Source organism: Pseudomonas cannabina (assembly GCF_900100365.1).
GTDB lineage: Bacteria > Pseudomonadota > Gammaproteobacteria > Pseudomonadales > Pseudomonadaceae > Aquipseudomonas > Aquipseudomonas cannabina.
In genome coordinates, this window is record NZ_FNKU01000001.1 from 2,234,055 (window position 1) to 2,260,978 (window position 26,924).

At 57.5% G+C, this 26,924-nt stretch carries 28 protein-coding genes and 2 pseudogenes; 1 reads left to right on the top strand and 29 read right to left on the bottom strand.

Annotated features, from left to right (window positions below):
• Positions 1-46: 46 nt before the first annotated feature.
• The 4 genes from BLT55_RS33955 to BLT55_RS10395 form a co-directional block, all read right to left on the bottom strand.
• A complete protein-coding gene (locus BLT55_RS33955) occupies positions 47-544 on the bottom strand; it encodes a hypothetical protein (protein WP_223862719.1) in 498 nt (165 codons plus the stop codon).
• Between the two features lie 471 nt (positions 545-1,015).
• Positions 1,016-1,465, bottom strand: a complete 450-nt coding sequence (locus BLT55_RS33725) for a hypothetical protein (protein ID WP_055000630.1) — start codon at positions 1,463-1,465, stop codon at positions 1,016-1,018.
• A 272-nt stretch (positions 1,466-1,737) separates the two neighbouring features.
• Positions 1,738-2,841, bottom strand: coding sequence for an IS5-like element ISPsy19 family transposase (locus BLT55_RS10390; RefSeq protein WP_004663854.1), 1,104 nt, complete (start codon positions 2,839-2,841; stop codon positions 1,738-1,740).
• A gap of 206 nt (positions 2,842-3,047) precedes the next feature.
• Entirely contained in the window at positions 3,048-4,025 is a 978-nt protein-coding gene (locus BLT55_RS10395) for an IS5 family transposase (RefSeq protein WP_007247761.1), read from the bottom strand.
• Positions 4,026-4,276: 251 nt separating this feature from the next.
• On the opposite strand from BLT55_RS10395, the gene BLT55_RS10400 reads away from it, so the two are divergent.
• The gene (locus tag BLT55_RS10400; RefSeq protein ID WP_004663854.1) at positions 4,277-5,380 is read left to right on the top strand and encodes an IS5-like element ISPsy19 family transposase; all 1,104 of its coding nucleotides are present in this window, start codon (positions 4,277-4,279) and stop codon (positions 5,378-5,380) included.
• Between the two features lie 649 nt (positions 5,381-6,029).
• Here BLT55_RS10400 and BLT55_RS10405 read toward each other — a convergent pair.
• The 25 genes and pseudogenes from BLT55_RS10405 to BLT55_RS10530 all read right to left on the bottom strand — a co-directional run bounded on the left by BLT55_RS10405 (position 6,030) and on the right by BLT55_RS10530 (position 26,921).
• Positions 6,030-6,287 (bottom strand): hypothetical protein, encoded by a 258-nt coding sequence (locus BLT55_RS10405; protein ID WP_104442746.1) that lies wholly within the window; start codon positions 6,285-6,287, stop codon positions 6,030-6,032.
• Entirely contained in the window at positions 6,274-6,585 is a 312-nt protein-coding gene (locus tag BLT55_RS10410; protein WP_054999314.1) for a hypothetical protein, read from the bottom strand. Before BLT55_RS10410 ends, BLT55_RS10405 begins: the two co-directional genes overlap by 14 nt.
• A gap of 97 nt (positions 6,586-6,682) precedes the next feature.
• Positions 6,683-7,927 carry an SGNH/GDSL hydrolase family protein gene (locus tag BLT55_RS10415; RefSeq protein WP_054999313.1) on the bottom strand — a complete coding sequence of 415 codons (1,245 nt, stop codon included), beginning with the start codon at positions 7,925-7,927 and terminating at the stop codon, positions 6,683-6,685.
• Entirely contained in the window at positions 7,924-8,136 is a 213-nt protein-coding gene (locus BLT55_RS10420) for a hypothetical protein (RefSeq protein ID WP_054999312.1), read from the bottom strand. Before BLT55_RS10420 ends, BLT55_RS10415 begins: the two co-directional genes overlap by 4 nt.
• Before the next feature lie 12 nt (positions 8,137-8,148).
• On the bottom strand, positions 8,149-8,676 hold the full coding sequence (locus BLT55_RS10425) for a DUF2514 domain-containing protein (protein WP_054999311.1): 528 nt from the start codon (positions 8,674-8,676) through the stop codon (positions 8,149-8,151).
• Positions 8,673-9,218, bottom strand: a complete 546-nt coding sequence (locus BLT55_RS10430) for a glycoside hydrolase family 19 protein (protein WP_054999310.1) — start codon at positions 9,216-9,218, stop codon at positions 8,673-8,675. The genes BLT55_RS10425 and BLT55_RS10430 overlap by 4 nt, the downstream gene beginning before the upstream one ends.
• 64 nt (positions 9,219-9,282) lie before the next feature.
• Positions 9,283-10,692, bottom strand: coding sequence for a tail fiber domain-containing protein (locus BLT55_RS10435; protein ID WP_054999309.1), 1,410 nt, complete (start codon positions 10,690-10,692; stop codon positions 9,283-9,285).
• A 23-nt stretch (positions 10,693-10,715) separates the two neighbouring features.
• Positions 10,716-11,505 (bottom strand): annotated as a pseudogene (locus BLT55_RS34775) (hypothetical protein).
• Positions 11,505-11,813, bottom strand: coding sequence for a hypothetical protein (locus BLT55_RS10450; RefSeq protein ID WP_054999308.1), 309 nt, complete (start codon positions 11,811-11,813; stop codon positions 11,505-11,507). The pseudogene BLT55_RS34775 and the gene BLT55_RS10450 overlap by 1 nt, the downstream one beginning before the upstream one ends.
• 8 nt (positions 11,814-11,821) lie before the next feature.
• Complete coding sequence (locus tag BLT55_RS10455) at positions 11,822-15,544, bottom strand: TipJ family phage tail tip protein (protein WP_054999307.1); 3,723 nt, start codon at positions 15,542-15,544, stop codon at positions 11,822-11,824.
• Positions 15,545-15,601: 57 nt separating this feature from the next.
• Positions 15,602-16,180: a tail assembly protein gene (locus BLT55_RS10460; protein ID WP_054999306.1), complete on the bottom strand. Its 579-nt coding sequence runs from the start codon at positions 16,178-16,180 to the stop codon at positions 15,602-15,604.
• Between the two features lie 72 nt (positions 16,181-16,252).
• The gene (locus BLT55_RS10465; protein WP_054999305.1) at positions 16,253-16,645 is read right to left on the bottom strand and encodes a hypothetical protein; all 393 of its coding nucleotides are present in this window, start codon (positions 16,643-16,645) and stop codon (positions 16,253-16,255) included.
• 105 nt (positions 16,646-16,750) lie between these two features.
• Entirely contained in the window at positions 16,751-17,512 is a 762-nt protein-coding gene (locus BLT55_RS10470) for a C40 family peptidase (protein ID WP_054999304.1), read from the bottom strand.
• Positions 17,513-17,514: 2 nt separating this feature from the next.
• Positions 17,515-18,264, bottom strand: a complete 750-nt coding sequence (locus tag BLT55_RS10475) for a phage minor tail protein L (protein WP_054999303.1) — start codon at positions 18,262-18,264, stop codon at positions 17,515-17,517.
• A gap of 9 nt (positions 18,265-18,273) precedes the next feature.
• Positions 18,274-18,612 carry a phage tail protein gene (locus BLT55_RS10480; RefSeq protein WP_054999302.1) on the bottom strand — a complete coding sequence of 113 codons (339 nt, stop codon included), beginning with the start codon at positions 18,610-18,612 and terminating at the stop codon, positions 18,274-18,276.
• Positions 18,612-22,094, bottom strand: coding sequence for a phage tail tape measure protein (locus BLT55_RS10485; RefSeq protein WP_054999301.1), 3,483 nt, complete (start codon positions 22,092-22,094; stop codon positions 18,612-18,614). Before BLT55_RS10485 ends, BLT55_RS10480 begins: the two co-directional genes overlap by 1 nt.
• A 10-nt stretch (positions 22,095-22,104) precedes the next feature.
• Positions 22,105-22,353 (bottom strand): DUF1799 domain-containing protein, encoded by a 249-nt coding sequence (locus BLT55_RS10490; protein WP_054999300.1) that lies wholly within the window; start codon positions 22,351-22,353, stop codon positions 22,105-22,107.
• Positions 22,354-22,415: 62 nt separating this feature from the next.
• The gene (locus tag BLT55_RS10495) at positions 22,416-22,799 is read right to left on the bottom strand and encodes a phage tail assembly chaperone (protein WP_054999299.1); all 384 of its coding nucleotides are present in this window, start codon (positions 22,797-22,799) and stop codon (positions 22,416-22,418) included.
• Between the two features lie 3 nt (positions 22,800-22,802).
• On the bottom strand, positions 22,803-23,459 hold the full coding sequence (locus BLT55_RS10500) for a phage tail protein (RefSeq protein WP_054999298.1): 657 nt from the start codon (positions 23,457-23,459) through the stop codon (positions 22,803-22,805).
• 70 nt (positions 23,460-23,529) lie between these two features.
• Positions 23,530-23,946, bottom strand: a pseudogene (locus tag BLT55_RS10505) (phage tail terminator-like protein).
• Positions 23,943-24,380 (bottom strand): hypothetical protein, encoded by a 438-nt coding sequence (locus tag BLT55_RS10510; protein WP_104442747.1) that lies wholly within the window; start codon positions 24,378-24,380, stop codon positions 23,943-23,945. The pseudogene BLT55_RS10505 and the gene BLT55_RS10510 overlap by 4 nt, the downstream one beginning before the upstream one ends.
• Positions 24,380-24,766 carry a hypothetical protein gene (locus BLT55_RS10515; RefSeq protein WP_054999297.1) on the bottom strand — a complete coding sequence of 129 codons (387 nt, stop codon included), beginning with the start codon at positions 24,764-24,766 and terminating at the stop codon, positions 24,380-24,382. Before BLT55_RS10515 ends, BLT55_RS10510 begins: the two co-directional genes overlap by 1 nt.
• Complete coding sequence (locus tag BLT55_RS10520) at positions 24,766-25,824, bottom strand: structural protein (protein ID WP_054999296.1); 1,059 nt, start codon at positions 25,822-25,824, stop codon at positions 24,766-24,768. The genes BLT55_RS10515 and BLT55_RS10520 overlap by 1 nt, the downstream gene beginning before the upstream one ends.
• Positions 25,821-26,342, bottom strand: coding sequence for a DnaT-like ssDNA-binding protein (locus BLT55_RS10525; protein ID WP_054999295.1), 522 nt, complete (start codon positions 26,340-26,342; stop codon positions 25,821-25,823). The genes BLT55_RS10520 and BLT55_RS10525 overlap by 4 nt, the downstream gene beginning before the upstream one ends.
• The gene (locus BLT55_RS10530; RefSeq protein WP_054999294.1) at positions 26,343-26,921 is read right to left on the bottom strand and encodes an NUMOD4 domain-containing protein; all 579 of its coding nucleotides are present in this window, start codon (positions 26,919-26,921) and stop codon (positions 26,343-26,345) included.
• Positions 26,922-26,924: the final 3 nt, after the last annotated feature.

Here is a 26,924-nt window from a genome sequence, read left to right on the forward strand (position 1 = left end):
AAAGCCGTCGGTGAAGATTCTGAAGCCCAACGACCCGCCGGGCAGGTTAGTCCATTATGACTTGAATCTCGTACCCCTTCCCCGAGGTCCACTCTTCCCGAACAACTTCAACCGCTCCGCTACCTATATTCACCTTGGCGCTACGCCCCCAGTCAATTGCGGTGACTATGGATTTAGGCAGTTTCGCGCCGAGATATCTCAGCGCAAGCTTCTCTGACGCTGAGATGAGTGCTTTAGTAGCAGCTTCTGACGCGACTGCGGAGTCAGGTTGATTGTAATTGAGCACCAGCTTTACATTGTTAACAGTCTCTCCTTGACCGTTCGCATAAAACGCTAGATTGTTAGCCAATGGCAGTCCACCACCTATCTCTTTGTAACTGCTGGCACAACCCGACGTGCCGTCACCATAGTGTGTCCATTTTCTGCCTTTAAGGCCTTGATCCGTGAGTAATGAGCAGACTTTACCAGGATCGCTAAGCTTCAGATCGGCGAAAGCGGGAGTGGCAAATATTAATACAAGAGGCAACACGAGCGCTTTCAACATATTGGTGATTCTTCCATGGTTGCCCGGAAAAATGCCGGACTGACTATCAATACCCTATGAATAAAACTAATGCCAGCCAGACGCAGGTTTACCTTGCCCGTATTGAGCTTTCCAAGACTGTGGCATTGGGTGCATAGCACGCGATGGATTGCAGCACAGTTTCACGATCTTCACGGCTGATGCAGGACCCCAAGGTTACTGTAATATGGTTAAGCACCAGGGTATCAATTAAGTATGGGATAGAGTGATGCTCATGCATGCGTACCTGCTCAAAGCAGTTTGCGCACTAACGCCCAAGAGCGAAACCCGCATTAGCAGCCAATTTTCAGATGTTTTCGCGATCAAGCCAAGGCAGCTATCAGCCTTTGCCACCATGTGGTGTCAATCCGGAACGACGCCAACCCCCTCTCAACTACAGAATCGTTGTAAGCAGTTACTCTCAGGGCTTCTATGGCTGGTGCATCAGCTTCTCTAAGGAGGCGCTGATTTATTCGATTTTTCGTCCCTGCAACGCTCTGGAGGCCTTGATTTATCTGGGGGCAACAGCTGGGTTTTAGAATAAATCAGCGTCTCCCTAAGTCGCCATATATCCTCGTCAAGCTCCTCAAGTGTGAGCTTCTTGCTTTTTCGATCTAGCTCTGTATAACGCTTGGCAAGCTCCGAACAAATCAAGCGTTTTGAGCCTGGCGACCATACAATGTCCAGCGCGGTTACTGCGGCCGTCACAAGCCCCGCAACCCCAGCGAGCTGCTGGCTGCCAGTCAGAAAGCCCGCGAAAGAAGAGCTGCCAGCGATTACGTAAATCAGTTTGAATAGACCGTCAACTTTCCCAAAAAGCCGGCTTTGGAGATGAAAGTACCTCACGGAGTATCGAATATCTCCGACTGCTTCAAAGTGAGATCGCTCATCAAATCTGTCCATAGGCTCAGCGCTTTTCCTGCGAAGGTGCCGGAGAACTTGGCGGTGTCGCCGGAGCTTGGGGAGCCGGAGGAGTTCTTGCTGGGGGAACGTGGCTTTTAAACAAATCTTCCCTAGTCATGTTTGTCTCCTGATGCAGATGAGGTAGCAATTTAGCACTACTGCGAAACCTATGCTATAGGCCTAAGCACCCTATATCCCCCAGGTATGTACTGAGCCGCGCCCTGCAAAACAATCAATACCAAAGGGATTTTCCTAGGAGGGTGTAGACAAAATCATGTAGTGAGTCGGCGCGCGAGTATTCGAGCCTCGGCCAACCAAACCCATGCCTCGCTTACCGCAAAAAGGCGATCATGATGCATGATCAGTCGCCGAGCTCTCTCATTCCAGGCATGAGTTCGCTCCACTACCCATCGCTTGGGCATGACCACAAATCCAGTCTGAACAGGCTCCACGGAAAATAGATCGCCTTGTTCAGAGTGCCATTGCCCTGTTCTTCTGTTATTCGGGCCACGGATCACTTGAACATCGATAGCGTGCAGTTGATGGGTGCGCTGTGCCCATTTTCCTGCGTACGCACTATCAACAAAAAGCGTGCTCAGTGACGGATATTTTTCCTTCGAGTACGCCACCGCATCATCCGCCGCGTCACGATCCTGCACGCTTGCAGCACTGATACTGACAGCCAGCAGCAGGCCCAATGTATCGACAATCAGACTTCGTTTACGCCCCTTCACTTTTTTGCCTGCGTCGTAGCCGCTGTCACCGCCTTGAGGAGAACTGCGGGTCGACTGTGAATCCAGGATCGCTGCTGACGGGCTGTCAGCGCGTTCTTCCCGCTCACGCCATTGAGCTCGCAAGCGATCATGCATTTGCTCGAACTTGCCTTGAGCGCTCCACCGGCGGAACGTTTTGTAGACATTGTCCCAATGAGGAAAATCGCGGGGTAGCATTCGCCATGAGCACCCCGTGCGTACGACATAGCAACAGGCTTCCAGCAACGTGCGCCGAGAGTGAAGCGGTGGCACTCCTCGTCCGCCCTGGCTTTCAAACAGGTCGGCGACCAGTGCCCACTCGGTATCTGTCAAGCAACTCGGATATAGCTGCTCCGGCAGTTGGCGGCGGTGGGTTTCATTGTAGCCATAGGCTTTATTAGGTTCAGGTGACTGAAAACTTCCCTTGGCCCGCTGCTTTACACGCGTAATCCCTGCCATTTTCAACGCTTTTGCAAAGGTGTCGGGATGCGCAGTGATACCGGTTTCGGCGAAGAATACGAGCGCCAATTCGGCCTGGCTGGAATAGGGCTGTGCATGAGCGAGTTTCACCAGCACGGGATAGTGCTCGGCGGCAATCGAGCGAGGACGTCCGGTTTTAGGCATGGCTTGAGGGCTATTCAGACAAGGGAGTGAAAGTTTAATTTATTTTGTCTACACCCTCTAGGGAGACGCTGAACAATTAACCCGTTCGCACCGTCCCCATTTCCAAGCCGGTTTTTTTCAACCTGCCGGCCTTATTTTACGTTTCTCGAGCAGATTTCTGCCCTCATTTTGCTGAAAGGCGGGCCAGTCCCGCCTTTCAGACGGATTTATCCTGCCGTCTGTTGTAAATACCGCTTGGCCAGCATCAGATTGGCCAACCCAAACAAACTGAACAACTGCGCTGTATTCTTTTCCAGCCCACGGTAGCGAACCTTGCGATGATTGAAGCGCACCTTGATTACCTGGAAGGGGTGCTCGACCTTGGCACGCAGTTGCGCCTTGGCATATTCAATTTTGCGCTTGACCCGATACAGCACGCTGCCTTCGCCGTGCTGCTTGTAACTGCTTGGCCGTTCTGCAATCGACCAGATAACGTCCCGTTCAGCATGCTCCGGTCGCTTGGCCGCACCGGTGTATCCAGCGTCACCCGAAACATAGGTTTCGTCACCGTGAAGCAACTGGCCAACCTGGGTGACATCCGCCACGTTAGCGGCCGTCCCTACTACGCTGTGCACCAGCCCCGACGTGGCGTCTACACCAATGTGGGCCTTCATCCCAAAGTGCCATTGATTGCCTTTCCTGGCCTGATGCATCTCAGGATCACGCTTGCCTTCTCGGTTCTTGACCGAGGGCGGCGCGGCGATCAGAGTAGCGTCGACGATAGTGCCTTCCTTGAGCAGCAGCCCCCGGCTGGCCAGATGCTGGTTAATCGTTTCAAACAGCAGCCGGGTTAGCTGATGGACTTCCAGCAAGCGGCGAAAACGCAGCAAGGTGGTGGCATCCGGTGCAGACTCGCGACCCAGGTCGATACCCATAAAACCGCGGATGGCCTGGCTGTCGTAGACGGCATCTTCGCAACCTTCATCGGAGAAACCGAAACACTGCTGCACGACGTACATGCGCAACATGCGCGACACCCCTATCGCAGGGCGTCCGCGCTTGCCTGCGGTGTTGCTATAAAACGGCGCCACTTGCGCCTCCAGCAGGGCCCAGGGCACCAACTGTTCAAGGTCAGCCAGGAAGCGATCTCGGCGAGTCTGCTTTTTCTTGCCGGTATATTCGAGTTCGGAGAAGGTCTTCTGCACGCGCGTAACGCTCACGGAGAGGGAGGCTGTTGAAGGAACTTAGTGTGCCAAGGGTGGGGACAGTTGGCTATTTTTGCAGCGCCTCCCTAGGTATCCTCTGAAAAAGCCCATTTTTTTGGAGAGGAACCGGGCTGGAGCGCCTGTATTTACTGGCTTCGACTTTTGAAGAAAAGGCTTTTTCAGACCTTCCCTAGAGGGTGTAGACAAAATAAATTAAACTTTCACTCCCTTGTCTGAATAGCCCTCAAGCCATGCCTAAAACCGGACGTCCTCGCTCGATTGCCGCCGAGCACTATCCCGTGCTGGTGAAACTCGCTCATGCACAGCCCTATTCCAGCCAGGCCGAATTGGCGCTCGTATTCTTCGCCGAAACCGGTATCACTGCGCATCCCGACACCTTTGCAAAAGCGTTGAAAATGGCAGGGATTACGCGTGTAAAGCAGCGGGCCAAGGGAAGTTTTCAGTCACCTGAACCTAATAAAGCCTATGGCTACAATGAAACCCACCGCCGCCAACTGCCGGAGCAGCTATATCCGAGTTGCTTGACAGATACCGAGTGGGCACTGGTCGCCGACCTGTTTGAAAGCCAGGGCGGACGAGGAGTGCCACCGCTTCACTCTCGGCGCACGTTGCTGGAAGCCTGTTGCTATGTCGTACGCACGGGGTGCTCATGGCGAATGCTACCCCGCGATTTTCCTCATTGGGACAATGTCTACAAAACGTTCCGCCGGTGGAGCGCTCAAGGCAAGTTCGAGCAAATGCATGATCGCTTGCGAGCTCAATGGCGTGAGCGGGAAGAACGCGCTGACAGCCCGTCAGCAGCGATCCTGGATTCACAGTCGACCCGCAGTTCTCCTCAAGGCGGTGACAGCGGCTACGACGCAGGCAAAAAAGTGAAGGGGCGTAAACGAAGTCTGATTGTCGATACATTGGGCCTGCTGCTGGCTGTCAGTATCAGTGCTGCAAGCGTGCAGGATCGTGACGCGGCGGATGATGCGGTGGCGTACTCGAAGGAAAAATATCCGTCACTGAGCACGCTTTTTGTTGATAGTGCGTACGCAGGAAAATGGGCACAGCGCACCCATCAACTGCACGCTATCGATGTTCAAGTGATCCGTGGCCCGAATAACAGAAGAACAGGGCAATGGCACTCTGAACAAGGCGATCTATTTTCCGTGGAGCCTGTTCAGACTGGATTTGTGGTCATGCCCAAGCGATGGGTAGTGGAGCGAACTCATGCCTGGAATGAGAGAGCTCGGCGACTGATCATGCATCATGATCGCCTTTTTGCGGTAAGCGAGGCATGGGTTTGGTTGGCCGAGGCTCGAATACTCGCGCGCCGACTCACTACATGATTTTGTCTACACCCTCCTAGGTAGCTCGGTCGCCTCAACCATCACTAGGTCCCGCGAACAGAAACCAGCGAGGAAAGCCGTTGAATGGGATTCCTAGCTAGGACCCAAACACGCGTTCGGCTGTGTGTCAAAGTGGCATCTCAAACATCAAATCTAGCTGTCTATCGGCTGCCCATCCTTTTATCAACATGCGGGCCGGCATAGGCGCAGCTCGGCTCCGACGCCCACCATATACGACATAACGGAAGTGGCGGAGCAATCGAAGTCGGAAGCAACTGAATATAGATAGTCGCCAGCGCAACTATCCCCGTTCAAAGGTACAGCAATTTACTAAGGTGCGGAGCTTGGCAAGCTGGAGGCTGCGAACATGTTATTCACTACCGACTCGCTTGAGCTGATATTGACGATTTTGAAGAGTGAATCGAATGATGTTCCGCGAAAGTACCCACATCCAAAAATGAAAAAGCCACCCGAAGGTGGCTAAATCATTGAAAAATATGGTCGGGACGGAGTGATTCGAACACTCGACCCCTAGCACCCCATGCCTGTGGCACCCCAGCAAACACACAGCCTATGGCTGTTTTCTATGGCGCTCGCTGCAATCGAATAGCTATAGATCATCATAGGTGTACGAGAAGTCACGCAAAAGTCACGCACCCTTCCCCGGCGTCCTGCCGACGAACAAACCAAACCCCTCAGCTTCAGCCAGTTCTATCTCAACCCAAATCTTGGCGCAGTCGAGCAGCTCGAGCATTTCGCCGAACTCTTCGCTGCACACCTGGCCGCCGTCCAGTGCAGCTTTAGCCAGGTCGATCAGTCGTTGCCGGTGCTGGTCATGCTCAGCCAGGAACGACCCGCGGTCATCAATGCACCGATTCCACTCGGCCAGCGGGTCAGTCTTGTCCAAGCACCACCTCCCGGCACCACCACGACTGCCAATAGAAGGCATCACCGACCTGCTCAATACCGGTCAGGTTCTTTCCGTTGGTTGCCATGCTGGTGATCGTGACATCGATGAGTGGCGGTATCACGTCCGGCAGATGAGGTGATGACTTGTACAGGAAGGCGCTGATAGCGATGCGGCCCAGCGCCTCGATCTTGTACTCGGCAATCTGGATATCACCACGGACCGGCTCAATCCGGTGAAGCTCCTTGCGGTCGATGGCGATGCCAAGATGACGCCGCCTGAGGATGAGATAGTGCATTTTACGCTACCGAATTACTGTATATGCAGCCAGTAGAATCGATATGGGGTTTGCCGGGCAATACTGTATGAGTAGATTTTCGACAGGTGGCGGCAGCCTAAACCTTGCGGATGCCGAACTGCGCGACCTTCACCGTGGTGTTCTGCGCCACGCCGACGGCCAGGTACAGACCCATGCGCGAGGTGATCACCGTCTCGGTCAGATCAACAGTACCGCGCTGCGTCTCAAGTTGCCCGATGAAGCTGGCGGGTAGCGTGAACGGTTCCTGGTACTTGTCCATCGACCGAAAGTAGATTGTTGTGGACGTGCCGCTGACGGGCTTGGTGAATGTCAGCTCAGCCTCCCAGCCCAGAATTCCGCGCGATGAACCAGCAATCTCCACGGCCGATACCATCTCGATGACGTCGCCGGCTGCCAGATTGCCCATTGTGACGTTGGCGATCGGCTGCACATACACATAGCCACCCGCCGCCGCCAGGGTTCCGCCCAGTTCGATGCACTGCGCCTCGCCGTAGGCGGCAGGCTCCTTGTACCACCGCGTGGTGATACCGGTCAGGCCAGAGCCAACTGCCTTGTAGCCGTCCGCCAGCACAGACCCAGCCACAGCGCTCACGCCAGCCGGAAGCGTGCCGCCAGTGCCCGTCAGCAACGGGTTGGCATTGAGGCAGCCATAGGGCCTGATAGTCGAATAAATGTCGCCGGCGTCCGTCGGCAGCGGGATGCCGGGGAATTCGAAGTTGGCATTGATGATCGGCACGATACGTGAGCTGAGGAAGTCCGCGCCCAAGATGTTCGGGTGCAGACCCTCCACGGTCATATCTTCGGTGAAGCCGTCCCAGATGTTCACCACTGGTACAAACTGGCTGACGTAGCTCAACACCCAGTCTTTGTAGGCGATCGCATCAGCCAGCGCCTGCCCGGTCAGCGCCTTGCTGCCGAAGCGCGGAGTTCCGGTGCCCACGATCAGGTACTTGCCCGGAGTGTTCAGGAACGCGGTGACGATCTTCATCACGTTGGCTTTGGAGTCCGCCAGCGTCATGCCCGACGTTGTGCTGTCGTTGGTGCGGGACAGCAGCATCCACAGATCGGCGGTGGACGACGCGATGCAGGCCGGCAGCTTGGCAAGGAACTGGCCGGTGTGGTCACCGACCTTTCCCTGGTTGTCGAGGTAGCTGGGGAACAGGCCGGTGCGCGCCGCAATCATCGCCGCATAGCCGTAGGCCTCGGTTCCGTAAACGGTCGGGCCTACGGTGTGGCAGTTGCCGGAGAAGCTGTCACCGAGCAGGCCCAGGCCACGGCGGATTGGCTGACGGCGTGGAGCCGGATTAACCAGAAGGCTCATCGCGTCACCTCGAAATAAGCGCCGGCAGTCGGGGTGATCCGGGTATAGGAGCTACCCAGCTCCAGAAGATATCCGCCGTCCTTGGCAAGCGTATCGGTCACAACCCAGTTATCGCCGGCCTTTTTCTCGACCGTCACCGTGCCGCCGTTTGCTTTGACGATCAGCATCGTCCGCCCCATGTCTCTTTGAATCAGCTGGGTATTTGCCATTTTATTGTTCCGTTACTCGGAGGTAATCAGGGGTCTTGGGAGCGCATCAACAAGGCGGTTACACGCCTGCCCTGCTATTTGGGACTGGTCATAAGCCTTAGCCAGCTCTCTCGCTCGCGCGTCAGCCCTGCCGAGCAGGTCGGAGAGCACCATAGCGGCGCGGGTGGCTGCCTTGCCTCGTTCGGCAGCTCCGGTATCGCTGGGCACGCAACTTGCCGTTGCTGCCATTTTTCCGGCTTCGATGCGCATGAGCTCACCAGAAGCATCATCGACAGAGCCATCAGTAAGCGCAGCGGTCTGGTTTTGTCTTGCATCGTTTGCCACCTGGTTGGCCGCTTTCTGGCGGCGTTGTTCTTCGGTTCGGTAGTCGGTGGTCGTGGTGGCCACCGCTTCGGATTGGGCACTGACCTGCTTTGCCCACTTCGCCTGCCAGGCCAGATCGGTAACGGTCACGCCGTGCCGGTATGCCCCGTACAACGCACCTGCCAGCGCAAGCAGAATCAGCAGCAAACCCACCGCCCTCCACGGCAAGGCCTTCACGCCAGCACCTCAAGCGCTCGGGCGTACAGCGCCTGACGGTCAGCCAGTCCATTGGTGCCGCCGTTGATGCGTTTGGTGATGGTCAGGAAGTCGCCCTTGTCGGCCAGCGTGTTGAGCGCGGCCCGGTGCCAGAACCAAGCCGCCGACATTGCGGCGTACTGCGGCAGCTCGAGCAGTTCGGGATGGCTGATCAGGTCCAGCCCCAGCGCTTCGCCGCAAGCCTCGTAGTTCGCCCTTCCGGTCACCTGAATCAGGCCCCGCCCACGGTAGAGCTGGCCATCGCCGTCCGCCTCTGGCGTGTTGCCCAGGCGTTCAGCCAGCTTGCCGGTGTCGTACTTCGACAGGTACGCGCTGCCGCCCAGTTCGCGCACGTAACGCAGTTGGCCGGACTCATGACCGACCTGGGCGATGAAAGCTGCGATGCGCAACGGCGTCACGATCTGGTACTTGCTCATCGCCGTGTTGAGGACGGGTGCAAAAACGCCGGCTTTCTGGCCGGCGTTCGGGAGTGTCTGCAGTAGTTGCTGCGCGGTGATCGGCATCGGTGTTTCTCCAGGCAAAAAAATACCCGCTCGATGGCGGGGTGCGGGTGTTGCTGTGCAGGTGTTACGCGGCGGCAGGTTCGGCCGTTGGCTGTGCAGCGGCCTTCAGCGCCATCACTTCGGCGTGAAGCTCTTTCACGGCCCCCATCAGGTCGGTGATCAAGGCCATCGGGTCGAGCTGCTGGATACGTGCGTTGCCTTGTTCGTCGACGCCGTCCTTCTCGCCAGTCACGGCCAAGGGGTTAACCGCCTGCGCCTCATGCGCAATCAAACCTTGATAGGTGGTGCCGTCGCCACTAAAAACTGCGCCGAACACCTTGCGCTGGTAGGTGACGATTCTGTAAGCGTCGATCCGATCAAGGTACGACGACACTTTCGCGTCGCTGATGTACTTTTTGAACCGATAGTCAGAACCGAACAGCGTCATGGTCCCGACGTAGGTGTTGTCGATCCAGACGTCAACGTTGGAACCGGTCCAGTTGTAGTTGTAAACCGTGCCCCCACGGCCTGCGCTCAGGCCTGCTCTGCACCAAGTACCAGCTGAAGATACCCGTCCAGTAATTTCAAGCGCACCCGCGACTGTAAGAATTCCGGGGTTTTGGTTGATGATCCTGACGTCATAGTCTGCTGCGGTTTTGTTGTAGTGGAAGTCGATGTAGGGACTGGTGTTGCTGAGTTCCAAGCCCGCAAACGTGGGAGCAGAGTCTGGGCCGACACCTAGCGCATTCCGCGCTGTGCCCTGAGTGTTACCGCCAGTGCCGCCGGAAGCAATTGCGATAGGCGCAGCCGTCACAGTGATTGATGGGACCGACAACAACCCGTCGTAGCTGTAGCTCATGCTGGGCCCGGTCGCAGTATTGGTCCCGTTGACCGAGCGCCACGTGAATCCACCAGCGCCACCGCCGCGGTTCACGATGAAGTGACCTTCTCCCAAGCCAGATGAGTTCCACCCCACGTACAGCCCCTGAGATCCATAAAGAGCAGCGGCCTGCTGAACTCCCACCTCAGATAACAGCGCCTTTCCGTCCGTGCGACCCGTGCCACCCTTCGCGACCGGGACTGTGTTCTCAACGGCCACCGAGCCCAAGCCGAGTCCGGTACGGGCATCCTTTGGGTTAGCTCCGCCAGTGCCGCCCTTGTCTACAGGAAGCGTGTCGTAGTTGCCAGTGGTGCCGAGTGCGGCCATCTTGTCGCCGAACTGTACTCGCAGCTGGTTGAAAGCGTCGCGCAGCATTTTATCGTAGCCTTGCACAGGCATGATTGCGTATGCGGCACCGCTGACTGTCGCGCCCTTATAGGGTGGCAGAATCGAGATAACCGTGGGGCTGGCCACGTTGGCGATCTCGTAATTAAGTCCGTCCGGACCTATGAATGCATCACCCACTCGCGAGTTAGCGTCAAACGCTACGTTCACGCCAGTTACAGCTGTTGATCCGTTTGTCACCGACACAGTACCGTTTCTAAGCCAAGGCATATTTGTTACTCACTAAATGGATTTCAGACATTCATCTTTGCGAAGACTGCCGGTAGGAAAAATGCTGTTGGGTTAGCGGCGGCAATAGTGATTGCGTAAAGTTTGGCGTTCGGAAAGTCCCACCAGCAATACAGTGCCCGCGATATGGCGCTACCCGAGTTCAAACCCATACCGAACGAATTGATAAGCAGATATTCATTTTCGGGAAAGTTAAATGGCACTGAGTAGTAACAACGAACCAGATTTTGCGATGAATAATCAAATCTCTCGTAGGTCCAATTTTGAAACGCGCGAGTAAAGTTTGCGCTAGGGAGACGCTGATTTATTCTAAAACCCAGCTGTTGCCCCCAGATAAATCAAGGCCTCCAGAGCGTTGCAGGGACGAAAAATCGAATAAATCAGCGCCTCCCTAGGGGTCCCGGAATCGAAAAGCAAATTGGTCGACCCATCCCATAGTCGCATCCCAAAGTCAGCCACCGGCTGGGCAGCAAATTGAGCAACGAAATAGCGGCCGTTGGGTTGAGCAGTGTTCACGTCATACGCCCGCACATAGAAACCCGTCCAGTTACCGGCCGATCCGACAAGACGCATCATGCAAAGCCCTGCAACCGCATTCACAGTGTCGGGCCGAACAAACACCAAGGGCGGTTCTTGTGATGTAACAGGCCGAGGAAAGTAGGTGGTTGAGCCAAGGCCGCTTTCCTCGGTGGGCTGATAGCGTCCCGAAGCAATCACCATCAGACGCGCATATTGCGAATCGAGAATTACCACATTGCTGTTATTGGAAAACTCCAGGCCATATGCTTCCGCCATTATGAAAACCTCATGACAAGCAGCCGCATGGTGCCGTTTGAAACCGTGCTTGAGCCGTAAGTTCTGGTGTGGTTGTAAACCCTCGCTATACCGTCAACGAGCTCCGTTTCGTGCTGCCTCTGATTGCCGTCGTAAACGCCTGCCGGTATCACGATTGCAACACCGTTACCCGGCCCGACACCCGGCACAGCAAAGTCCTGGCTGGTCTTTGTGGTGCCGGAGAAGGTAACGAGCGTCGACAACACCACCCGGATCGTGAACGAATTCTCGTCCAGCTGAAGCGCAGCATCTGCGCCCCATACCCTCATTCCGTAGCTCATTCGCTTAGATCTCCAAGCTGCACGCGCTTGTTGTTGTTGACGTCGTACACGCGTATCGATCGGTTGGTGACCACCAGCCTGCCGCCAGCAGCGCCTGATCCGTTGATCTCTAGCGTCCCATCCTTGCGCAAGATCCATCCACGCTGCCCGGCCACGTAGTCGGTAGAGCTGATGAAGCTGCCGATTTTCGCGTTGGTGATCGTGCCGTCCATGATGAAGGTCGGACCGAGGAACAGCTGCCCGTTCTGGGCAACGAACGGAGTCGATATCGCGCCGCCCGCCAGCGTGTTTACCAGCGCGAACCGGTCGGCAGTCATGAGGATCTGGCTCTGCAGCACCCCGCCAACGTTCTCAATCCCTGCGCCTATCCCCGCCATGACGTACTGGCCGTTGGAGTTGACTTGCAATTTGACGGTGTACATCGCTGTGAGCTTGCCGTCCGTGGTCGCCTGGGCCGAGCTGACCGTCTGAACGGCTGCGCTCGCGCCGTTGGCCGTAGCCTGCACTTGGTCCAGCTTTGTGGACAGCGCACCGTCGGCACTCGCTCTGGCGGTAGCCTCGGACTGAATGGCAGCCTGAACCGTTGACTGGTTTGTGGTAACCGTCGCCGTCAGGTTAGTGATCTGCTGGGTGGTAGCCTCCCTGTCCGTGGCTTGAGCAGTTTCAACGATGCTGATTTTCGACTCAGCGCCGCCCACTCGGGCATCCAGCACCGTCGTGCGCTGCGCCAGTGCAAAGTCCTGCTCCGTCCTGACCTTCACTTCCTGTGCCACACTGGCAGTGCTGTCCCATCCCTTGATAGCGTCCAGCAGATCGCCTTCTCCGCTGTCAGCCCGGTACTGAGCCTGCACCGCCTGTAGCTGGCTGGCGGTAACGCTGGTCTTGCCGTCCACCGTGGTGATGTCTGCGGTGTTCTTCGTTACCTGGGCTGCCAGAGCGTTGGCCGTGCGGATCGACTGACCACTGTTCACCCAGTACGCCGGGTTCGGCGGACCGTTGGAGCCATCGGCAGCCGCAGGAACCGCAGCAATGGCCGTCCAGAGGTTGTCGCCCACGCGCACGGTGTTGTCCCGCACGTAGGCATCGGTGGGCACGTAGACCAGCGCGTCGGTGATTTCTCCGATGTTGGCCTTCAGCTCTTCCAGGCGCTCATTGACTGAGCCAGCTCCGTCGCCATCGATGAGGTCGATCCGGTCCAGCAGCTGCTTGGCCAGCTCCGTCTCCGAAATCTGGTCGGCAATCATTTCAAGGATCGCTCCAGCATTACTGCTGGTCTGCCCCATGACACCCACGCCGGTCGGATACCACGGACCCACATTGCCGGTACGATCCACCAGCCGCGCCCAGAAAAAGAACGTCACACCCGCCAGCAGCCCCTGCATGACGTGTTCCGACTGCGGGTAGGCCAGGTCGCTGAGCTTCGTGGCCTTGGCCAGGTCGGTCGTCGGCCCGTACCAGATTTCCGTGCGCTGTGTGTCCTCCGCACCAAGTGGGAAAGTCCACTTGAGCGCGATCCCAAATATCAGCGAGGTGGCTGTCAGTGAGGTTACGGCAGGCGGCAGGCCCTCTTTACCCTTGAGCTGGGTCAGCATCGAATTCCGCCAGCTCGACGAAATGTCATACGCGCTGACGGCACGCACGCGGGCGAGATAGGCGCCGGCATAGATGCCAGTGATGTCAACGCTGGTGGAGCCGGTACGCTGCACCTTGATCCAGTTGCCGCTGTCCCTTCTCCATTCGACGTCATAGGCAACCGCGCCGGCCACGGCGGGCCAGCTGATGGTCATTGTTGTAACTGCCAGCCCCTGGGCGATAGCCGTCGTCGACGTCAGCGAAACGCTGGCAGGCGACGGGACAACGGTGATCGGGATTACACTGATTGGTCGCTCTTCCAGGCGAGCTCCGGTATCAATGAAGGCGAACTTGCTCGGGTTGTACTGGAGCGCCGTGATCGCGTACTGACCTTCAGCGCTGCGCTTGGTGCTCAACACCCGGTACAGCGGGATAGACAGGTCGTCCGCATCGAGCGCCCACTGCAGCTGGGGGGCTGGCTCCTCACTGTAAGAGGTCGTAACAGTGACTGCTCTGCCCATTACTGATTGGACGGTGCGCCCCTCTGCCTTACCGCTGGGCAAGTTGATGATCAGTCGGTCGCCAGACTTCGCCAGTGTGTCCCGATCTAGAGTCACAACGCGGCCGGCAGCCGAAGTTATACGGCCACCGATCTCGCGACCAGCCAGAAGCGAGTCCGCAATAGGGATGATGTAGCCCGGCATCGGGATAGCGCCTTCAAGGCCGGTCGTGAAGCTGACCGTTCTATCCTGGCTGTTGCTTAGCACAACCCATTTACCGCGCCGCTGTGCCTCAGATGCCCGAGTGCAACCAATGGCCGTCAGCTCAGTTGGCTTGTCACCGTATCTACGCTGTAAATCCAGATCGGCATAAGGTATGACGTCGGTGTCGTAGTTGTTGTCTGGATTGTCGTAGCTGACGATTGCGCGAGTGTACCGGGTCTTTGCCGAGGCGCTGCCGTAGCTGAACTTCCCGTCAATCACGTTTGCGCGCGTGAAAACGTAGTCGAAGTCTTGAGCGCGCGGCATATCGGCCTGCATCACCAGTTGGCCTTGAGCCCAATACGTCATGCCCCGGTAAATCCCGGCAATATCGCGCAGCAGGGACCATGCTTCGGCCTTGCCTTGCAGATTTATGTCGCACAGGAACCGCGGCTCCATGCCGCCGACACCGTTCGGTACCGCCTGATCGCAGTACTGGGAAATCCGGTAGAGCTCCCATTTGTCAACCATCCACGGCTTGATGCGCTTACCCAGGCCGAATCTATCCTCAGTGCAGATGCCGAAAGTGATCCAGGCCGGGTTGTTGGTCCACGCCAGCTTCATGGTGCCGTCCCATACGCCTGAGTAGGTATGGGCGACCGGGTCGTAGTTGCTCGGCACCTGCCATCTGCGGGCCTTGCACTTCACAGTCACGGCTGGGATGTTTGTGAACTGCTCGGCGTCGAACTCGATGTAAAGGAGCGCTGTGTTCGGATAGCGCAGCTTTGCGTCGATGACCTCTGTCAGCCCGGCAATGAACATCGCGTCGGAAATCTTGTTGGTGTTCTGGTTTGGTGTCAGACGGCGTACGCGTATCTGCCAACCGGACGTGGCGGCCGGCAAGTCGATGCGGCGCGATCGCTCGTACCGGGTGGTAGTCTTGCCGTCCACGGCTTCGCTCAGCACCTGCTGATAGCTGCCCCCGTCGGTGGACACGTCAATGGCGTACTCAATGCGATAGCCGCCGACGTTGCCCTCGTCGTCCTGTTGCTGAAGTACGGGCCATGCCAGGCGCACGCGCACAGCTGAAAGCTGGGTGTTCGTGATGGAGCGCACCCAGGGCGAGTCGTTGCGTAGTTCAACGTTGACGGTTGTCTCGTTGTCTACTGATGGAATGCCCGGGATGTATGACTGGTCCACAGACCCGGTACGCCACTCCCACTTCACGTTCTCGAAATTGACGTTGCCGCTCGCATCATTGATTGGCGTGTTGTCGAGATAGATGTCCGCAGCAGTCGGGGTGCCTTCGAATTCACCCTCACCAACCGCGATCAGCAGCTTTGCCAGGTTGGTCGAGCGCAGGCTGTCTGATGCTTCGGTGGGCGCTTTTGGGCTGGCGCTGCCGCCTTTCTCGCCGTGGATGTCGATCTTGCGTGCTGCGCCCATGCTTTTCTCCAGGCATAAAAAAACCGCCTCTCGGGCGGCCTGTTGGATTCGTGGTGATTACGTCTTGTCTTCGGCGTAGATTGATGCAGAGATGATCGCCCCACCCCAGCGCCGCTCACCGATGCAGATCGGCACTGGGTTGCCGCTGGCAGTGGTGTTCTTGGCGCTGCCGAATGCGTACGACGGCTGGTTCTCTGGCGCTGCGCTCTGCTTGACACCTGCGGCTTGCGGGCTGAGCATTTGGATCACGCCGCCAGCCAGCAAAGCAATACCAGCGGGCGCCGTGGGGGCTCCGAAGAAGCTTGCTGCAATCAGGACAACGCCAAGGACAGTCTGTATCAGGCCTCCCCGCTTGCTACCCTGCAACACCGGCACCACCCTGACCTCGCGCGAACCTCCAAGCCCGAAGCCTTCCTCTCCGACGTTCTGGCCGTTGCGGAATATCGCGAAACGCATGCCCAGCCGATCAAGTCGGCGAATCTCTTCAGCAAACCCTTCCAGAGTTGCCTTGAGGGCCTTGAATACCTCCCAGGTCTGACCTGAGTCGATCTGCCTGCGATGGACGCGGCCGAACTTTCGGGCCAGCGATCCCGACAGCTTGATCGTGGTCATAGGCGAGTATTGAATGGCTGCCATGGGGTTTCTCCGGGCATGAAAAAGCCGCCCGTAGGCGGCACGCAATTAATTCGACTTTACTGAAATTCGTGACTACAGAATCTTCACAGGGATGTTGCTGGTCCCCATATCCCAGCCACCAACTAAGCGGTCGTTCCTAAGCAAAAATCTGTAATTTCTGGCGCCTACGTAACCGCCAAAACTATTTCTGGCGTTTACCGCAACCTCAAGCAGATAGCCGCCCTCGACCTTTCTACCCTCAAACACGCTACCAACCACATAGCCCCTATACACAGAGCCGAAACTGTATCTGGCCGAGTCAGGGTCTTTCAGGTAAACCTGGAAAAAGCTCTTAACAGCTTTCTCTGCGTCAGCTTGATAAACCGAAGCGCCATAGTCGGCGCTTTGGATCTGCTCAGGCGTGGGTTTTGAAGCGCACCCTGAAAGAGAAAGAACCAGAACAAAGAACATCAATAAAACGCGCATAAATTACTCTCCATGTGTAACGCGAGAATATCAATTTTTTTGGTTCTGCATAGGTATTTTGGCCTGGACTTGATCAGCATATATTGAGGCCCATGCCCAAGGCATTCAAACACCAGCTGGTCTTAGGTGCCTGAGGATCAGCCGCGTTCGATCAAGCCAAGGGCCACCGAACACGATGATCTCCGACTGCCTTCCGTACAGGTGATGCAACAGGAAAGGACCCGTCCCGAATACCCCGCTTTCTTCACCTGTCAGCGAAGCGTCAGCGCCGAGATAGATGCCAGCGTGGTTCGGATGCTTCGTCCGGCCGACCTCCATCACGATCATGTCGCCGCGCTGCGGCTGATCAACCCTGAAAAAGCCAGCCGCCTCGTAATTGGTTTCGTAAAGGCTCTCCGCGTCAGCACTCTCCCACCAGCCATCCTTGCGCTTGAATGCTTCGAACTCCAGGCCGAACTCGCGCGCGTACCAATCGGCGCAGACCTGCCAACAGTCCCAAGCGCCGTGCACGAACGCTCGCTTCAGAAGCGGCGTGTTGCCAGTAGGCACAATGGTGCGCAAATCACCCTCAGGCCAGCTCAAGATATGCCAGGGCAGCTCCGTAGCTTCGCACATCGCCAAGTCTCGCGGTGAAGGTCGACTGGTCGCATCAGGGTGCGAGTGGACAACTCCGATCACGGTGCCCGCATCTTCTGCTGCGGCGTAATCCTCGGGGCTGATGCGAAACTCTTCGTTCGGATCGGTCGCAGTGTTGGAGCATGGAAAGTACTGCTGCTTTCGCCCAACGCTCAGAAGCAGCCCGCAGCACTCGCGCGGGTACTCAGCCGCCGCATGCGCCTGCACGGCCGCCAGGATGTATTTCAGCATGGTCAGCTCCGCGCGATCAGGGATACGGCGGGGAAACCGCCAAAGGGTACTTCGTTGCCAGCCCCGAAGCGCGGCGTGCAGCCGCGCGTCAACGTGGCATCGCAGACATCAAGTTCAGGGTTATCGGTGGGCTGCCCGTCCTTGTCGACGTATGGCCCGGTGTAGCCGCAGTTTGGCCCGCGATATCCGCCGGTGAGGCACCAGTGACAAAGCGTGGTCATCTGCCGGCCAATCGATTCGCCGCCCACGTCTCCCGGGCTGGCCAACTCCCAGCTGACCGTTTCGCCGTCCTCATTGGTTTTCTGGTCCAGATACCAGACTTCAATCGTCTCCTGCGACGGATCCGCATCAGGATTGCCGCCGGGGAAATTCTGGGCATCCAGGTACTGGCCCAACGTGTGTCGCATGGTCAGCTTGAATTCCAGAAGATCCTCGAAGGCCAGGCACAGCGCAGTGATGCGACCCGTGACGTTCCCGGCCGAGAACACCGGGCGCACCGCCGTGCCATCGCCATTGGCTTCTATGCCATCAAGCTGGATAGGCCAAGCGCTGTATTCATTGCCCTGCCACCAGATTGACTTGGCAGGGATCTGGTCAGCGTTCAAGCCATCCGCGATCAGCTCGGCAGGGCTATGTGGGATAGCGTGCCCGTGAAAGCGCAGCACTTCCGCCCCATAGTCCGATCCGTCCAGCTCGAATAGCAGCAATTCACTGCCAGGCTCAAGAGCCTGGATGTCAGCAATCAGGGGCATGATCAATCCTTATGAATGAAAAGCCCGCTCGAACGTGGCCGTCAGTTTGAATATTCGTCCGCCCATTGGGGTTGGAACTGGGTTTTTGCAGGTGAACAGGCCTACTTGGCCAAGGGGAGTAGCCCACAGAAACGCCTTGGCACCCGCATGCCTATCGAGGAATGCCATGATCGCCAAAACCCTTTCCTGGTTGCCGCTGAACGTGACCGGGTAGGAGTCAAGCTTGTTGTTCAAGCCATCACCGACCTGCTGCTTATAGCCGTCCCCAAACTGGGAGGTGCGCACCCGATAACTGATATCAGGCGCGTCTCCGTGCTGGGTAGGCCAAGTGAAGGTTTCAATCGCCATTACTGCCTGCCATTTGTGAGCCGCCAGATTGACCCGCCCGGCTGCACCGCGCGGGCAATAGCCGTTTCAGCCTCAACTTTCGCTGCACGCTGTATGCCTTTGCCAAGCTCCGTTGATACCTGCTGAGATTCACCAGCAGATTCACCGGATGTCTGCACCGAGACGGAGACAGGGAAGTTGTAGGTGTTGCTGGAGCCGCCACCGCCGCCCAGCGCGCGAACGCCAAGCTGACCGCCTGCGGTTCTGGTTAGAGGCATGATAGCCTCATCCCCTGCCTCACCCATGACACCGTAACCACCCCCAGCGATACCAAATGCAGTGGGCTTGCTGACGATGCTGTTGGTGAATGCGCCACCATTGGCGAACATCTGCACACCGCCAGACCACGCCCCGCCTTTGGCCTGTCCAATTCCAGACCATCCGCTTAGAGCTGCATCGCTGTAGCCAGCGGCTGTAGAGCCCGCGGTAGAACCAAAGGAGGTAGCTGCTGATGCTCCACCGCCAAAGTAGCTTGTAGCTGCCCCGAAAAGGCTTCCGAGCAGAGCGGAACTTGCCTGGCGCGTTGCGATTCGAGCCATGTCGGACAAAACGGACTTTGTGAAATCAGAAAACGAAAATTTCCCCGATATTACAAAATTCGCCAAAGAGTCATCCATGCTGTCAAAGGCATTCGTGAATAGCGTTTTTGTTTGTCCAGCGACATCTCTGGCCTGTTCTAGATAGTCCTGAAACGCAGACGATGCTCCCGAACTCCAGCCGTTTTGGGCGGTGGTCATGTCGTCGTAATTGGCCTGAACCGTGTCGCGCAGATCCTGCTGGTTCTTATTGAGCGCTGCCAGTTTCAGGTTGTACTCGTCAAGGCTCATACCCCGAGAGCCATCACCGTATTGGTTGGCAAGCTCGACCTTCTGCTGGTTGATCCTGTCATCTACGGAGTTCTGCTGGTCCGTCAGTCCGCGCTGGCGATCACCCATGCCGAGAGTGGCCGCAGAGCGCTGCCCTTGCTGGCGCAGCGTTTTGACCTGCTGCTCAAGTGCACTGGTGTATGTCGATACAGCCAGCTCCTGCTTCTTGAGCCTACCGGCCTCACTGGTGGCTAAAACAGAAAGCTCGCTGTCAGCCTTTTTCTGCGCCTCCACCATAGAGGTGCGAGCGTCAGCGATCTTCTGATCAAGCTGGATGCGCTGCTCGGCGCTGGTAGAAGCCTTTGCGCGCGCAGCCTCAAGTGCCGCTATCTCTGCCTCATAGGCGGATGTCACATCCCCCTTCTGCTGCTCAATGATCGCCGCGCGCTGACTGGCATAGGACTCTGCAGATACCAGCCCAGCTTTCTGCGATGCCTCCAGCTCCTTCTGGACGCCGTCGTAATAACCGGTAATCGACTTCAGTTGGTTTTGTGCGGCGTTAAATGCTGTGAGGTCAACTGCTCCAGGCGATGCAGCTTTAGGATCCTTGTATTTGTCCTTGATGTTCTGAATGTCTTGAGCAATCTTCTTTTCATCAAGCAATGCGCTTTGGGAATTGTTTTTCCTCAGCTCATCTACATTCCTCCGGTAATCAGCGATCTCCTTCTCTCGCTTTTGTTCGTTGCTCTGGAATTCCGCTCGCACCTTGCCGATGTGCTCTGCGGCAGACAAAGCCTTCTGCTGGGACTCTTGCGCCGCTCCTCTTGCGGCCGCTCGACGGTCTTGCTCTCCTTTTTCAATGAGCAGCTGCGTCTTCTCTGCCTCCAACTTGGCGATCGCATTGCTCGACAAAGATGCGCCGAACGATCCGCCAATTGATTCGCCCTGAGCTTTGAAATCAGCAATTCGGAGCTCAAGGTCTGACATTTTATCGGCGAAAGATTTCTCTCTGCCGACGTTGAGCATCGCATCCCAGGCACCTTTTGCTCCGTCCGCAACGTCCTTCCATGCGGATTCGATAGTCCCGAGATTGGCTTTCACCTTGGCGGATACTGAGTTCAGTGATTCAGCGTAAGCCGTGCTCGCAACAGTAGCTGCTTCCTGGGTTTTACCCTGACGCTCCAGCGACGTGATCTGCTCATATGTGCTGGCAGTAAGAAAGTTGAGAGAGTCATTAAGCGCGAGCGTTGCCTTTACAGGGTCCTTGGCTATTTTCTCGAAGTTTGAGACAGTTTCTGACGTGGCTTTGTTGGTAGCATCCTCGAAATTTGCCGCAGCTTTCGCAATCATCTCGAAGGACGTGACCGGGATGCGCGTCGATGCCGAGAGCTGCGCCAAGCTCGCAGAGGCTTCGTGAATCGTACCGTTTGATCCGGATACGGCTTTCGCCATTACGCTCAGTTGGGCGGCCGTTGTCCCTGCGGTGTTACCCGTCATGGCAAGAGAAGTATTGTAGGCGGTCGTCTCTGAGCTTCCCTGCTTGTAGGCGATACCTAGAGCTACTAGGGCCGCGGTAGTTGCAACGACGCCGCCAAGGATAAGGCCAAAACCAGCAGCCGTGGCGGGCGCCGCTGATCTCAAGGCATCAGCAGCTTCTTTTGCGTTCTTGCCTGCATCAGCAGCCGTATTAGCACCCTCTGCGAGACTACCTATGCCAGCACCTGCGGCTTCTGCCCCCTCTGCGGCGGCTTTGCCTCCGCTCCCAACTGCTTGCAGGGCATCACCAAGAGACCCAATCCCGCCGCCAATCCCAAGAATCGACTTTACTTTGTTGCCAAAAACATCAAGCGTCGGACCGATACCGCCGAACGAGTCCTTGATCTGTCCGCCCTGCTGGATCAAAACCAGCAGTGGGTTCTGCCCGCCGGCAAGGCTGGTGAAGATGTCCGAAAACTGCGCGGGCAATTGGCGCAGCGCCGCCTGGGTCTGGGCAGTCGATACGCCGGTGCTTTTTACAGTGTCACTGAATTCGCCCAGCTTCTGCCGGGAGGCATCAATGCGCGTGGAATATTCGCGGAACGTCTCGGCATCGATCAGTCCCGAATTTTTGTACTTCTGAAGCTCGGCCTGCTGCTGGTCCAACTTGTCGAGCGCGGCAACGGCCGGGTTGATCCTGCCGAGAAGCGCCGACAATCCTTCAGCCTGGACGCCAGTAGCGGCGGCAGCCTGCTTGGTGGATGTGGTCAGCTGGTCAGTGGAGCCTACCAGCGCATCAGATTCAGCCTGAAGACGACGCCGAAGCGCTGCAAGGCTTTCTGCCGAAGACGCGGAACCGTCCACAGCAGCAGTATTGGCGGTGACGCTGGTGGTCAGTCGCTGGTAGTACTCGCTGGAGTCCAGAGAGGCCTTTGCCATTGCCGTAAGGCGTGCGATAGCCTGATCCGTTGTCTCGTTGAGCTTGCTCTCGGCCGAATTCAGTCCCGACGCGGAGCCGGACGCCTTTTCAAATCCTGCCGATACCGCGTCTGCTGCCTTCTCGGCCCGCCCGCCCGCTGCGGCGAGCTTGTCCAGTTCCGTGGTCGCTTGTGCGGCATCGCTGGAATCAACCTTGATGCCGAGTTCAGCAATGTTCGTCATGAGCGCTCCGTTATTTCGATTCGCTCATCACGAGCAGTGCTTCGACTTCCAGCGTGCGGAGGTCGGAAAAGATGCCAGGCAGTTCGCTGCGTTTCATGCCGGTCATCTGGGCGGTTGCTGGGATGGCGGCGTAATCAAGCCCGGACGCGCCGCCCGGACCTGTGCGCCACTGAGTAGACAGAGACTCGAACAGTCGGAAGGCACGCCATGCATCCGGCCATACCTCGACCTCCTCATCGGGGATGTCGGCCTTGGTCATCCCGAAGGCCGCAAGCTGCTGATCGGACGGCCCAGGCTCGTACAGCGCCCGAGCCGCCGCCCTCAGTTTCCCAGGCGGGCCGGATCGTACGCGCCCTGGTATGCCTCGATGACTGCCTGAGGCGCTCCGACGCAGGTGGTGACCAGTGCAGTGATTGACTCGTCGCTGAACTTGTCGTCGAAGCCCCAGCCCGTCACCACGTCTTTGATCTGCTGAACCTGCAGCAGGATCTCGGCCGCCGTCACTTCTTGCCAGGTCATGCCGTCTTCGTTGGTTTTGGCGTTCAAGTCCTTGCGGCCCTTGTTCCACGACTCGAACATCTCGGCCAGGGCCTTGCGGTCCATGTACTTGAATTCGAAGTCGACCTTCACCGGCGACTCACCGATGCGAGGGATCATCACCGGCGCTTTGAAAGTCGGGTTGTGAGCGATCTTGATCTTGGCCATGAGTTACGCCACCACTGCCGAGTAACGGGTTGGGCGGCCTGCCAGAGACAGCGTGATGACGCGGGTCATCAGGTTGTTGCGGGACAGGGCGGGGGTGGACGTGATGGTCACGTACGCGTTGTAGAGGATGCTGTCGCCGTTTGGCAGGTTCAGGCGCAATACGCGCGCGACCTTGTCCTCGTCGGCAGCCTCAACCACAGCCACGTACGGCAGATCAGGGTCGTCTGCGACCGTCACCGCCATGCTGATCGGGTTCTTGGTGGTCGGCAGCTGTCGATCGTCATCGTCGGCCAAGAAGCCGAAGGTCAGAAACTGCTGGTCGCCGCCGCTTGTGGCCACATCGGTGATCTGCGAGATTTCGGTGAATGCTGTCACCTCGCGCACCGAGCCAGCGCCCGAACCTACCGGGTAAGGCTGGATATTCAGGGTATTGATGCGCTCCAGTGCGAACGTGCCAGTCAGGCTGTTCGCCACGCGTGCGGCGCGATCATTTAGTCGAGTCCAGCCGGAGGTTACGGCAATGATGTCGCCGTCACTCAGGCCGTGCGCAGCGGCAGTCGCCACCGCGGGGTTTGCATTGCTCAGCGCCGTCACCGGGATGGCCGCGCCGTAGGCGGAAGCGATCTGGAGGGTTGCGCCGTTGGGGAGTCTGAAGCCCATTTAATTTTCCTCTTTGCAGAAATGACAAAACCCGCTCACTGGCGGGTTCTGAGTTTGCCCAGCGGGCGAATCAGTTGGTGTCGGACCGGTACTGGAAGGAAGCCGGTATGGTGAATGCGTTTTCGTCTTGGATGCCGGGGCCTGGTGCAACGGGCGTCATGACCAGAGCAACCAGCCCTGCCCGAGGTATGCGCAGGTTAAGGGCGAACAGCGCCGCCAGTTCGTCCACGATGCCGCTGGCTTCGGTCCGGTATTTACCGGACGCGGTGATGATATTGACCTGAAACACGCCGACGTAGACCCGGTGGTCGCCGCTGAGCGTATTGCTGCCGGTCACCGCTGGAAGCGTGAAGGCCCGCAGGTACGTCTCTCCTGTCGCCGGGCTGTAGGTTTCGTTTTCGACGACCACTTTCAGCGGTTTGGCGCGAGCCTTTGCCTAGGCCAGCAGGCGCGACTCGAAGGCCGCCGAAATTATGTTGTGGCTCATGCCTGAGTATTCCTGATGGCTTCTTCGACGATCTGCTGGAAGCGTGCCAGGGTGATCTGCACCATTCCCGCAGGAGCCTGATCCGAGTGGCCGTACTCCAGCGGGATGCCGTAGACGAGGTTGTTCACGATGTACGCTACCTGCCCCGCCTCCAGCTGGTTTGCTTGGGCGACCAATTCAGCGATGGTTTCGTGGCCCGCCTTGTCGTACTTATCCAGGCTTTGCGATGAAGGCTGGTCAATGGTGAGCTGCCAGTTGCCCTTGAATCGCCCTGTATCCACCGGTGAAAGGACCACAACGGACGTGCCGATCTCGATTACGACTGAACGAAACACCTCGTCGATCACTGCCTTGGTGCTCTCGGAGAACGCGGCAAGGGTCTCAGCGAAGCTGCCCTCCTGGCCCCCGTAGCGGCTGGTCATGTGATTGGCCATTACTTGCGCACCTGCAGTTCGTAGCCAACCGCCAGGCCGGCGTAATTCCATGGGCCGACAGCAATAACGGTATAGGTGGTGCCGTCGAACCCGATTCGGTCATTGCTCAGCGGTAGGGGCATATCCGATCCGTCGAGCTGCACAGGAGAAACAAGCAGCTTCACGTCGCCTCTGATGATCAGCGTCCCGTCGATATACTTGCTTTCGTACTCTTCGCGAAAGCCAGAGCCATTCACAACCAATTCGGTCGGAACTGAAGGTGCATCTGGGTCGTAATCGCCAACAGTTTCTCGGCGCAGAACCAGTTCAAGCCCCTTCCCGCCCTTGCTGCGCGGCGAAAGCATCCGAGTGGCCAGGGCTTTTGCGCGATCGTAGATATCTGGCATCACTTGCGCCTTATTCGGTAGATGGCTGAACACCGGCACCCAGCTCGGTCACTCCAGCCAGCGCCCATCGATGAGTCGCCCGGATATCGAAGCAATGCACCGGTAGGGCTTTGGAATGGCTGATCCTTCTGAACCACCTGGCCGCCAAGAACAACGTGTGCGTGTCGCACCTTGTTGTCACGACGATCACGCCACTCTTTCTCGACCAGATTCCGGTCCAGGCCTTTGGCAATCATTTGCTCGTAGACCTGGTCACGGCCAGCCCCGAATGACTCCAGCGCCTCGGCCTTGGCGAGCATCTCCGCATAGGTCTTCATGAGTCGCTCAGCGTATCGCCCTGCGATCTTGTCGACGTCTTCCTTGGCTACCGGCTTTCCGGCCTTGATCGCGCGGTTCACGATGCCGTCGAAGCGACGGTCACGCCGGATGCGCTGCAGATACTTGCGCATCTCATCAGGGTTGCCGCCAAGCAACTGCTCGCGAGCATTGATGACGAACTGCGCATAATTTCCAGGAAGGCCGACAACGCCGCCAGATCGCGCGCCGGTTTGTGCGCTTTTTCGTCCAATAAGGTCGAGAGCAGCCTGCCGAGTAGTGCGTACCATCGGAGTGGCAGTTACCTCGACACCTACACCCACCTGCGAAGGGGTCCCGCCAACCGGGTAAACCCTGCGGCGACTGGCAACCACTTCTCGGATGGCTGCGCGCACATCGATCTCTGACTTGGCCCGGATCTCTTCGGCCTTCGCCGATACCCAGCGCTCTGCGACCGGCTCGCGCGCATCGAACTCGAATCGTCCGATATTACGTGGGATAACGATCGCCTTGATTTCAAACTTGGCACCAGCGAGGAATGCTGAGCGTGCCAGCTCCAGGAATACGGAAAGCGCACCCAAGCTCAGCAGCGCCACAAGACCATCCTCGTCCTCTTCGGTGATGAGTCGCTCAACTTCCGCTACCGTAACGGTGCCAACAACAGACTCAACCTGTGCCAGATAGGCCTGCTGCATCGATGGCTCCAATCCTTCAATGGCTTGGATGATCTGCTCGGGCGTCATACCGTAAACACCGCTGGCAGCGTGTAACGAGCCGCCAGAACCGGTGCAATCATCTCGTCGATGACGCTGATCACCGGTCGGACAGAGCTGGCGGCGTCTGCGCCCACCGACACGGCGAACTCAGTTTCAAGCGGCCCGACCTTCTCGCGCTTGACCATTGAGGCGGAGACGAAGTCAGGGCTGAGGCTGCCGGGATCGACAAGCTCACGCAGCGCGGCTTCGTAAGTAGCCTGCTCAACCTCGACGGGCACCTGGTCAGCTGGTATTGGGTTGCCTTCATAATCATAGGCGCCTGTGCGCGGCCATTCCCTGGCTTGCCCTCTGCCCTCGGTCTTCACGCCGGGGAACAATGACTGCCACACGCCAGACGCAAGAAGCTTCCGGTAGCGGCCGTCGATGTAGACCGATGCCCGGATCAGCGCGGCCTGCTTCGCCATGTCTTCGCCAGTCCAGGCGGTGTTCGCGCGGACCTCATGGTATTGGTCTGCTTCTGATATTGAGCCGTAGAATTCAGGCATTTATGCCACCTTTACGGCTCGTCGCCGCCCATTTTTTATGTCGCTGACCAGTGATGCGCTGATACCGAAACTTCTGGCCACTTCTACTCCCGAAACGCCTGATGACAGCATCGCGCGAAGCTCTTCGGTTTGTAGATCGCTCAGCTTTGACTGGCTATTGCGCTCTCCAGATCGAGCCAGATGCTTTATGGCTCCACGCGGACGAAGGCCAGTACTGTAGCTGTGCAGGCAGTTCTCGCTTCCAGTACACCACTCAAGATTGCCAGCTGCGTTGTTGCTCTTGTCGCCATCAATGTGATTGACCTGAGCTCCATCGAAGTAGCCTTTAACAAATGCGCCAGCCACCAGCCTATGGACGTTCGAGCACTTTTGTTCCGCGGCCCGATAAAGCATGACGAACTTGTATCCGGCGGGCTTGGTACCCTGCCGCAACACGATGCCACCGCATTGCCGAGTGGACGATCCAAATTCCACCACTCTAGGCAATGAGCGAACGCGACCAAGACTGGAAACCTCATAGATTCCCTCGTAATCGGGCACGGCTCTCCACTGCTCGGCAATTGCAGTACTGTCTGGCATCGG

Coding starts and splice junctions, on each gene's coding strand:
- BLT55_RS33955 (WP_223862719.1), bottom strand. CDS start 544: ATGTTGAAAGCGCTCGTGTTGCCTCTTGTATTAATATTTGCCACTCCC.
- BLT55_RS33725 (WP_055000630.1), bottom strand. CDS start 1,465: ATGGACAGATTTGATGAGCGATCTCACTTTGAAGCAGTCGGAGATATT.
- BLT55_RS10390 (WP_004663854.1), bottom strand. CDS start 2,841: ATGCCTAAAACCGGACGTCCTCGCTCGATTGCCGCCGAGCACTATCCC.
- BLT55_RS10400 (WP_004663854.1), top strand. CDS start 4,277: ATGCCTAAAACCGGACGTCCTCGCTCGATTGCCGCCGAGCACTATCCC.
- BLT55_RS10410 (WP_054999314.1), bottom strand. CDS start 6,585: ATGCACTATCTCATCCTCAGGCGGCGTCATCTTGGCATCGCCATCGAC.
- BLT55_RS10415 (WP_054999313.1), bottom strand. CDS start 7,927: ATGAGCCTTCTGGTTAATCCGGCTCCACGCCGTCAGCCAATCCGCCGT.
- BLT55_RS10420 (WP_054999312.1), bottom strand. CDS start 8,136: ATGGCAAATACCCAGCTGATTCAAAGAGACATGGGGCGGACGATGCTG.
- BLT55_RS10430 (WP_054999310.1), bottom strand. CDS start 9,218: ATGCCGATCACCGCGCAGCAACTACTGCAGACACTCCCGAACGCCGGC.
- BLT55_RS10435 (WP_054999309.1), bottom strand. CDS start 10,692: ATGCCTTGGCTTAGAAACGGTACTGTGTCGGTGACAAACGGATCAACA.
- BLT55_RS10450 (WP_054999308.1), bottom strand. CDS start 11,813: ATGAGGGTATGGGGCGCAGATGCTGCGCTTCAGCTGGACGAGAATTCG.
- BLT55_RS10455 (WP_054999307.1), bottom strand. CDS start 15,544: ATGGGCGCAGCACGCAAGATCGACATCCACGGCGAGAAAGGCGGCAGC.
- BLT55_RS10460 (WP_054999306.1), bottom strand. CDS start 16,180: ATGGCAGCCATTCAATACTCGCCTATGACCACGATCAAGCTGTCGGGA.
- BLT55_RS10465 (WP_054999305.1), bottom strand. CDS start 16,645: ATGCGCGTTTTATTGATGTTCTTTGTTCTGGTTCTTTCTCTTTCAGGG.
- BLT55_RS10470 (WP_054999304.1), bottom strand. CDS start 17,512: ATGCTGAAATACATCCTGGCGGCCGTGCAGGCGCATGCGGCGGCTGAG.
- BLT55_RS10475 (WP_054999303.1), bottom strand. CDS start 18,264: ATGCCCCTGATTGCTGACATCCAGGCTCTTGAGCCTGGCAGTGAATTG.
- BLT55_RS10480 (WP_054999302.1), bottom strand. CDS start 18,612: ATGGCGATTGAAACCTTCACTTGGCCTACCCAGCACGGAGACGCGCCT.
- BLT55_RS10485 (WP_054999301.1), bottom strand. CDS start 22,094: ATGACGAACATTGCTGAACTCGGCATCAAGGTTGATTCCAGCGATGCC.
- BLT55_RS10490 (WP_054999300.1), bottom strand. CDS start 22,353: ATGACCAAGGCCGACATCCCCGATGAGGAGGTCGAGGTATGGCCGGAT.
- BLT55_RS10495 (WP_054999299.1), bottom strand. CDS start 22,799: ATGGCCAAGATCAAGATCGCTCACAACCCGACTTTCAAAGCGCCGGTG.
- BLT55_RS10500 (WP_054999298.1), bottom strand. CDS start 23,459: ATGGGCTTCAGACTCCCCAACGGCGCAACCCTCCAGATCGCTTCCGCC.
- BLT55_RS10510 (WP_104442747.1), bottom strand. CDS start 24,380: ATGGCCAATCACATGACCAGCCGCTACGGGGGCCAGGAGGGCAGCTTC.
- BLT55_RS10515 (WP_054999297.1), bottom strand. CDS start 24,766: ATGCCAGATATCTACGATCGCGCAAAAGCCCTGGCCACTCGGATGCTT.
- BLT55_RS10520 (WP_054999296.1), bottom strand. CDS start 25,824: ATGACGCCCGAGCAGATCATCCAAGCCATTGAAGGATTGGAGCCATCG.
- BLT55_RS10525 (WP_054999295.1), bottom strand. CDS start 26,342: ATGCCTGAATTCTACGGCTCAATATCAGAAGCAGACCAATACCATGAG.
- BLT55_RS10530 (WP_054999294.1), bottom strand. CDS start 26,921: ATGCCAGACAGTACTGCAATTGCCGAGCAGTGGAGAGCCGTGCCCGAT.